The 7189-nt window shown below is 67.5% G+C and carries 7 protein-coding genes; 2 read left to right on the top strand and 5 right to left on the bottom strand.

Features of this window, described 5'->3' with window-relative positions; genetic code table 11:
• Positions 1 to 153: 153 nt before the first annotated feature.
• Together K789_RS0104910 and K789_RS0104905 are read right to left on the bottom strand one after the other, a co-directional pair.
• Entirely contained in the window at positions 154 to 957 is an 804-nt protein-coding gene (locus K789_RS0104910) for an alpha/beta hydrolase (protein WP_024365783.1), read from the bottom strand.
• A complete protein-coding gene (locus K789_RS0104905) occupies positions 954 to 1778 on the bottom strand; it encodes an alpha/beta hydrolase (protein WP_024365782.1) in 825 nt (274 codons plus the stop codon). Before K789_RS0104905 ends, K789_RS0104910 begins: the two co-directional genes overlap by 4 nt.
• A gap of 111 nt (positions 1779 to 1889) precedes the next feature.
• Between K789_RS0104905 and K789_RS0104900 the strand changes: the two genes are divergently transcribed.
• Both K789_RS0104900 and K789_RS0104895 read left to right on the top strand, forming a co-directional pair.
• Positions 1890 to 2633, top strand: coding sequence for a lysophospholipid acyltransferase family protein (locus K789_RS0104900; protein ID WP_029704525.1), 744 nt, complete (start codon positions 1890 to 1892; stop codon positions 2631 to 2633).
• A gap of 79 nt (positions 2634 to 2712) precedes the next feature.
• Entirely contained in the window at positions 2713 to 4146 is a 1434-nt protein-coding gene (locus tag K789_RS0104895) for a class II 3-deoxy-7-phosphoheptulonate synthase (RefSeq protein ID WP_024365781.1), read from the top strand.
• A gap of 89 nt (positions 4147 to 4235) precedes the next feature.
• Here K789_RS0104895 and K789_RS26765 read toward each other — a convergent pair whose 3' ends face one another.
• From K789_RS26765 to K789_RS0104885, 3 genes are all read right to left on the bottom strand, one after another.
• Entirely contained in the window at positions 4236 to 5042 is an 807-nt protein-coding gene (locus tag K789_RS26765; protein ID WP_416352789.1) for a PASTA domain-containing protein, read from the bottom strand.
• A 142-nt stretch (positions 5043 to 5184) separates the two neighbouring features.
• Positions 5185 to 6372 carry a protein kinase domain-containing protein gene (locus K789_RS26760; protein WP_416352788.1) on the bottom strand — a complete coding sequence of 396 codons (1188 nt, stop codon included), beginning with the start codon at positions 6370 to 6372 and terminating at the stop codon, positions 5185 to 5187.
• Between the two features lie 121 nt (positions 6373 to 6493).
• Positions 6494 to 7189, bottom strand: a 696-nt coding sequence (locus K789_RS0104885) for a lytic transglycosylase domain-containing protein (protein ID WP_024365780.1), incomplete at its 5' end; no start/stop codon positions are given.

The raw sequence follows: 7189 nt of genomic DNA, 5'->3' as shown, positions 1-7189 counted from the left end.
GGTGCTTCCGCGCCGCCCGCACTGTCCTGGCCTTCCCGGGTTTCCGGGGCTCCCGGGCGTGCGGACGGGTCCCGGCCTTCCAGCCTCGCGACGAGATCCAGCCAGACGGCGTCGTCCTGGTTGGCGCTGGAATCCGGGGAGTTGGGGTCCGGTTTAGTCATCGGCCGTGTCCTTCTGGCTATCGTCGGCTGCGTCCGGTGCGTGGCCCGCAGCCAGCGACCGGATGAACTCGGCCGAGCCGCGGAAGATCTCGGGCGCGTCGTTGTCCATCGTAGCCACGTGGTAACTGTTTTCCAGCCGGACTACCTCCAGCGGGGCGTGGGTCAGTCCACGGCGCAGGGCCACCATGCTCGAGTCGGAGACCACGTGGTCCACCGCGGAACGGTACACCCGCACGGGAGCGGTGATCCGGGGAAGGAGCCGCACGGTGTCCTTGAACATCTTGTTCAGCTCGTGCGCCGCAGCGACCGGCGTCCGGGAATAGGCCCCCTCGTCGATGCCCTCCTTCAGGATGTCGTTGGCGATCGCCGGGGTGCTCTTCAGGACAAATTTCAGGATGCCCGCCAGCGGTGCCCGGGGATCGTCAATGACAAGCCCCGGGTTGACCAGTACGGCCCCGCCGACGGGACGCGTGGCGGCAATCCGCAGCGCCAGCGCCCCGCCCATGGACAGCCCGGCCACGACCACCTGGTCGCATTCCCCGGCGAGGTCAAGGTAGGCGGAGTCGAGGGCCGCGTGCCAGTCCTGCCAGCGGGTCCGGGCCAGTTCCTGCCAGCTGGTGCCGTGCCCGGGCAACAGCGGCATCCGCACGGCATAGCCTGCGTCCGCCAGCGATCTGGCCCAGTCCCTGACGCCGTGCGGGCTGCCGGTGAAACCATGGGACACCACGACGCCGGTGCGGGTGCCGGTTCCGGTGAACGGGCTGCTGAACGGCGTGTGGTCCAGGGGGATGGTCATGGGGTCTCCGGGGTTCTGGTGACGGGCTTCTCCCATGCCGCCGCGGAGTGCGGCGCGGCGACTGCGTGCTGCAGGAAGAACTGAACGGACTGCTCGAAAATCAGGGGGGCGTCGACGTCGAGCGTGGCCACATGCCCGCTGTCCGGCAAACTGACCACGTTGAGCTCCCTCGACCCCAGCCGCTTCCGGAGCAGTTCGAGCGAGGTGGGCGGAACCACGATGTCGGTATCGGACTTGAACACGAGCGCCGGAGCGGAGACGGCGGGCAGTTCGCGCAGCGTGGCCACGAAGAGCCGGCTCAGCTGGTGGACGGCTTCCAGCGGGGTGAGTGAATAGTCGCCGTCCTCGGTGGTGACGGGCGTCGGGTTCGGTTCCCGGGCCGGGACGGTAGTGCGCTGGAAGTGCTTGAGCAGGCCGATGTAGCGCACCCGGCGGTCGTAGAAGCTCAGTCCCGGATTGACGACGGCGACCCCGGCCACGTGATGGCGCGCCGCGGTGCGCAGGGCGATGGTGCCGCCCATGGACAGCCCGGCCACGTAGCAGTGCCGGGTCTGGGCGGCGAGTTCCAGATAGGCGGCCTCGAATTCCCGGTACCAGTCCAGCCAGCTGTGGCGCGCGAGGTCGCGCCAGTCCGTGCCATGGCCCGGCAGCAGCGGGACGGACACCGCGAAGCCCCGCCGGGACAGGTGCTCGGCCCAGGGAAGGACGCTCAGGGGACTGCCGGTGAAGCCGTGGCAGATGGCCACGCCGATGCCCGCGTTGGCGCCGTGGCCGGGATAACTGAACGCTGCTGGCGCCAGGGGAGTGCTGGTTCCGGTCATGTGCCCATCGTGTCACTGTTCCGGACAAAACTCACTAGAGTAGGGTGTCATTGAAGTCCTCGCCGGGTCCGATGGCGGGCCGGCCAGACGCCTTCCGGAGAGGTACACCACGTGTTTTATTGGTTCATGAAGACGTTCGTTCTCGGACCCATCCTGAAGACGCTTTTTAGGCCCTGGGTCAAGGGCCTGGACAACGTCCCCGCCGAGGGCGCAGCCATTCTGGCCTCCAACCATCTGTCCTTCTCCGACTCCATCTTTATGCCCCTCATGGTGCCCCGTCCCGTCGTCTTCCTCGCAAAATCGGAGTACTTTACCGGCAAGGGGATCAAGGGCCGGCTGACGGCCACCTTCTTCCGGCTCACCAACCAGCTTCCGATGGACCGCTCCGGCGGGGCAGCGTCGGCCCTGTCACTCAACGCCGGGATGGACGTGCTGAAGAACGGCTCGCTCCTGGGCATCTACCCCGAGGGCACCCGCAGCCCGGACTCCCGCCTGTACCGCGGCAAAGTGGGCGTGGCGCGGTTGGCCCTGCAGGCCCGCGTCCCCGTGATCCCGGTCGCGATGATCGGCACCGACAAAGTCCAGCCGATCGGCAAGCGGATGCCCAACATCCGGCGCATCGGAATGATCTTTGGCGAGCCGCTGGACTTCAGCCGCTACTACGGCATGGAGGACGACCGGCTGATCCAGCGGTCCGTGACCGACGAGATCATGTACGAACTCATGCGGCTCTCCGGCCAGGAATACGTCGACGAGTACGCCGCCGTCGTCAAGCTCCGGCTCGCCGGGAAGGCCGCAGAGGTCCCGGAGGAGGGCACTGCCGGTGCCGGCCCTGCCAACCCCGTGACCGACTGACAGGACCGTGTGACGGGACCGGCGCAGTCAATGACGGCCCGGGTCCGACGATCGCCACGGAGGCAACTATCCTTAGAATGTGACTGAGCTATCTGCGCCTTCGGCCTTCCCCCTGAACAGTTCCCTGAGCGGCTCGCCCCTGGCGGGCTCGGCCCTGACCAGCACCGCCCAGAGTGGTGCCGCCAACTATCCCGGCCTTGACCACTGGCGGGAGCTGCCGGCTTCCCAACAGCCGAACTGGTCGGACAAGGCAGTCTTCGAAGCCTCCGTCAAGGAACTGTCCGTCCTCCCGCCGCTCGTCTTCGCCGGCGAAGTGGACATCCTGCGCGAACGCCTCGCCGCCGCCGCGCAGGGCAAAGCCTTCCTGCTCCAGGGCGGTGACTGCGCGGAAACGTTCGAGGCCGCCACAGCGGACAAGATCAGCGCCCGGGTGCGCACCATCCTCCAGATGGCCGTCGTCCTCACCTACGGCGCCGCCATGCCGGTCATCAAGATGGGCCGGATGGCCGGGCAATTTGCCAAGCCCCGCTCCTCCAACGATGAAACCCGCGAGGGTGTTACGCTGCCGGCCTACCGCGGCGACATCGTCAACGGCTATGACTTCACGCCGGAATCCCGCGCCCACGACGCCGGCCGGATGCTGAAGGCATACCATACGTCCGCCTCCACCCTGAACCTGATCCGCGCGTTCACCCAGGGCGGCTTCGCGGACCTGCGGCTCGTTCACCAGTGGAACAAGGGCTTCACGGAAAACCCCGCCCACGCACGCTACGAGTCGCTGGCACGGGACATCGACCGTGCCATCAAGTTCATGGCCTCCTGCGGCGCGGATTTCGAAGCGCTCAAGCGCGTGGAGTTCTACGCCAGCCACGAGGCGCTGCTGCTCGACTACGAACGCGCCCTGACCCGCATCGACTCCCGCACCGGCTTCCCGTACGACACCTCGGCGCACTTCCTCTGGATTGGTGAGCGCACGCGCGAACTGGACCACGCGCACGTCGACTTCCTCTCGCGGGTGCGCAACCCGATTGGTGTGAAGCTGGGGCCGAGCACCACTGGCGACGACGCGCTGCGCCTGATCGACAAACTGGATCCGGACCGTGAACCCGGCCGCCTGACGTTTATTACCCGGATGGGTGCCGGCAACATCCGGGAGAAGCTGCCCCCGATCGTGGAACGGGTCACCGCTTCCGGTGCCCAGGTCCTCTGGGTCACCGACCCCATGCACGGCAACACGGTCACCTCGCCGAACGGCTACAAGACCCGGAACTTCGACGACGTCATCGACGAGGTGCGCGGCTTCTTCGAGGTCCACCACACGCTCGGCACGGTCCCCGGCGGCCTGCACGTCGAGATGACCGGCGACGACGTGGCAGAGTGCCTGGGCGGTGCCGACCCGGTGGACCAGGAGTCCTTCCTGGACCGCTACGAATCGGTCTGCGATCCCCGCCTGAACCACATGCAGTCCCTCGAGATGGCCTTCCTGGTGGCCGGAGCCCTGTCTAAGCGCTGAGGTCCTGCCAAGGCAGTAAAAAAGCTCCGCCCCGGCTCTGATCAGCCCGGGGCGGAGCTTTTTGTCCGGGGCGGCCGGGCGGTTGCCTGTCAGACCACTGTCAGTGTGACGACAGAGCCTTCCGGGACGGACGTGTTCACCGGGTCCTGGGCGCGGACCGTACCGAAGAATCCGCCAAGGATGTTGTCGATTTTGACCTTGAAGCCGAGTTCCTCCAGGGCTTTCTGTGCTTCGGAGGCCTGCTTTCCAATGAAGCTTGGTACCTGCACGAGCTTCGGTCCCTTGGAGATGATGAGCGTCACCGATCCGCCCTTGGTCAGGTTGCCGGAGGCCGGATCCTGCGCCGCCACGGCGCCCTTGGGCACCTGCCGGTCATAGACGGTCTCGGGTGCGATCGCGGCTTTCAGGCCGGCAGCCTCGAGGGCCTTGACCGCCGCGCCTTGTTCCTGGCCGCGCACGTCCGGCACCGGAATGGGCTGCGGGCCCTTGGACACGGTGAGGTCCACGGGGGTGCCGTGCCGGACCGGATTGCCGCTGCGCGGGGCCTGCGCCAGGACAGTACCGGCGGCCGCGGATTCGTCGAAGGTCTCGGAGATGTTCCCCAGGGCCATACCCGCGCCGTTGAGGGCGGTCTTCGCCTCGTCCAGGGACTTTCCGGTCAGTTCAGGCAGGGGAAACAGTTCGGGGCCCTTGGAGACTGCGAGGGAGACCGGCTGGAACTTCCGGATGACCTCCCCGGCCGCAGGTTCCGATCCGACCACCAGCCCGGGGGCCACATCGTCGTCGAAGACTTCCCTGGTGTTGGACTGGAATCCGGCCGTGCGGAGCAGTTGCTGGGCCTCGGCCACCGTCCTGTTCGCGAGCTGCGGGATCGTCCCGGGGGAGCCCGGTCCCATGCCGAAGAACCAGCCTGCCCCACCGGCCAGCAGCGCCGCGATGACCAGCCCGAGAATCCAGAGCAGGCCGCGCCGCCGGGGGTTCCCCTCCCGCAGGCTCCGGACCGGAGTGGCCGCGGCACGCTGGCGTGCTTTCTCCTCATCACGGTCGTGCTTGCGCTGCGCCCGCTTGCTGGCAGGAACTGCGGATGCCGGCCCGTTGTCGAAATGCCCGTCGTCGTCGTCGTAGTGGCTTGCCGGGTAGGGTGCCTCCTCCGGGGCGGACAGCGGGCCGTAGCCAGGGTGCCGCGGCGACGCGGACATCACGGTGGTCGGGTTGCTGCCGCGGTCGATGAATTCCGTGGGTTGCTGGCGGCCGCCGANCGATGATTTCGGTGGCGCCGTTGCCGGCTCCGGGATCCGGGGCACCGCCGGGGCGTCTGGCCGGCGGGCCCGGCACGGGCGGCAGGGCAGGGCGTGCGGCAGGGGGCTGCAGGTCGAGTTCGGCGTCGCTCAGGTTCCGCCGGATGTGGCGGAGTTCGGAGAGCAAGGCGTTTCCGTCGACTGGGCGTTTGTCGGGGTCGCTGGCGGTGCACCACTGCACGAGTTCGTCGATTTCGGCGGCCAGTCCGGGCACCAGCCCGGAGGGGGCGCCGACGGAAGAATTGACGTGCTGATAGGCAACCTGGATCGGAACCTCGCCGTCGAACGGCTGCCGGCCGGTGATCATCTCGTAGAGCATGATGCCGACCGAGTAGATGTCACTGCGCGCATCGGCCTGCCTGCCGAGCACGAGTTCGGGCGAGAGGTACGCCACGGTGCCAATCAGCGTACCCGTGCTGGTCGACGTCGAGATGGCGCGGGCCAGTCCGAAGTCGCCGAGCTTGATCCGCCCGTCGTCGGCGATCAGCACGTTCTCGGGTTTGATGTCCCGGTGGACAAGCCCCGCCTCATGGGCCGCCCCCAGGCCTTCGACGACCGGATCTATCAGCGCCAGGGCCAGGCGCGGGGGCAGCGCACCCTTGTCCCTGAGGACGTCGCGCAGTGTGTGGCCCTTGATGTACTCCATCACCAGGTAGGCCACCGCGTTATCCTCGCCCTGGTCCAGGACGCCCACGACGTGCGGATGCGACAACCGGGCGGCTGCCTTGGCCTCGCGGCCCAGCCGGTCGAGGAACTGCGGGTCCCCAGTCATGTGCGGGTGCAGCACCTTCAGCGCCACATCCCGCTCCAGCCGCTGGTCGGTGGCCACGTACACAGTGGACATCCCGCCGCTTGCGAGCCGGGATTGAATCAGGTACCGGCCATCCACCAGAGTGCCAACGAGAGGGTCCGACGAGTAATCCTGCACTATACGATCCTAATCGCTGCACGGAAACGGGCCCGAATCAACATGCGATCCGGACCCGTATCGTTATCCTGCGGGGTGCTTGGCCGCACGGTTTGGCGCCGCGGCCAGGGCTGTCCGACTCCTAGGCGAAGTTCTTCTGGTGTGCCTTGATGGACTCCACATAGCGCTTGGTGTCGTCGTACATGCCGTACTTGCTGACCGAGTACTGGCCCTGGTAATAACCTGCGATGGCGGTGTCCAGGTCCTTGCTGGTGCGCACCAGCTGGCGGATGATGGCGACGCCGGCCGTGGCGTTGTCGTACGGGTCCAGCAGGTTGAGCTGGCGGCCCACCAGGTCCGAAGCCCACACACCCGAGGACGGAATGACCTGCATGGTACCGATCGCGTTGGCGGGCGAGACCGAGCGGTGGTCGAAGCTGGATTCCTGGAAGGCGAAGGCCAGGGCCAGGGACGGATCGACACCCATGCGGCGGGCGGTGTCCGCCACGATGGTCTTCATCTGTTCGCGGCTGGGCACCGGCGAGGCGTTCAGCAGTGCCTTGTTCTCGTTGGCGGAGCTGACGACTGCTGCCGGGTAGCTGAAGCCGAGGAAGGTGTTCGGGACGAGCGGCGTCACCGTGGCTACGGGCGGGGCGGGGGTGGAGGCCGGCGCGATGGACGAGCCCGGAAGCGCGAGCTTCTGGCCGGGGTAGATAATGCTGCTCATCGTCAGGCGGTTGGCGGAAAGAACATCGGCGAGCTTGACGCCGTTCCTGGCCGCAATGCCGGAGAGCGTGTCGCCGGACTTGATCGTGTAGGAACCCGAGGCAGGGGCCGG

It is taken from the genome of Arthrobacter sp. TB 26 (assembly GCF_000427315.1).
GTDB lineage: Bacteria > Actinomycetota > Actinomycetes > Actinomycetales > Micrococcaceae > Arthrobacter.
The sequence above is the reverse complement of the archived record's forward strand: the minus strand, read 5'-3'. Positions and strand labels throughout refer to the sequence as shown.

Excerpts from the sequence above, each read along its gene's own strand:
- K789_RS0104905 (WP_024365782.1), bottom strand. The coding sequence starts at position 1,778 with ATGACCGGAACCAGCACTCCCCTGGCGCCAGCAGCGTTCAGTTATCCC.
- K789_RS26765 (WP_416352789.1), bottom strand. The coding sequence starts at position 5,042 with ATGGGACCGGGCTCCCCCGGGACGATCCCGCAGCTCGCGAACAGGACG.
- K789_RS0104910 (WP_024365783.1), bottom strand. The coding sequence starts at position 957 with ATGACCATCCCCCTGGACCACACGCCGTTCAGCAGCCCGTTCACCGGA.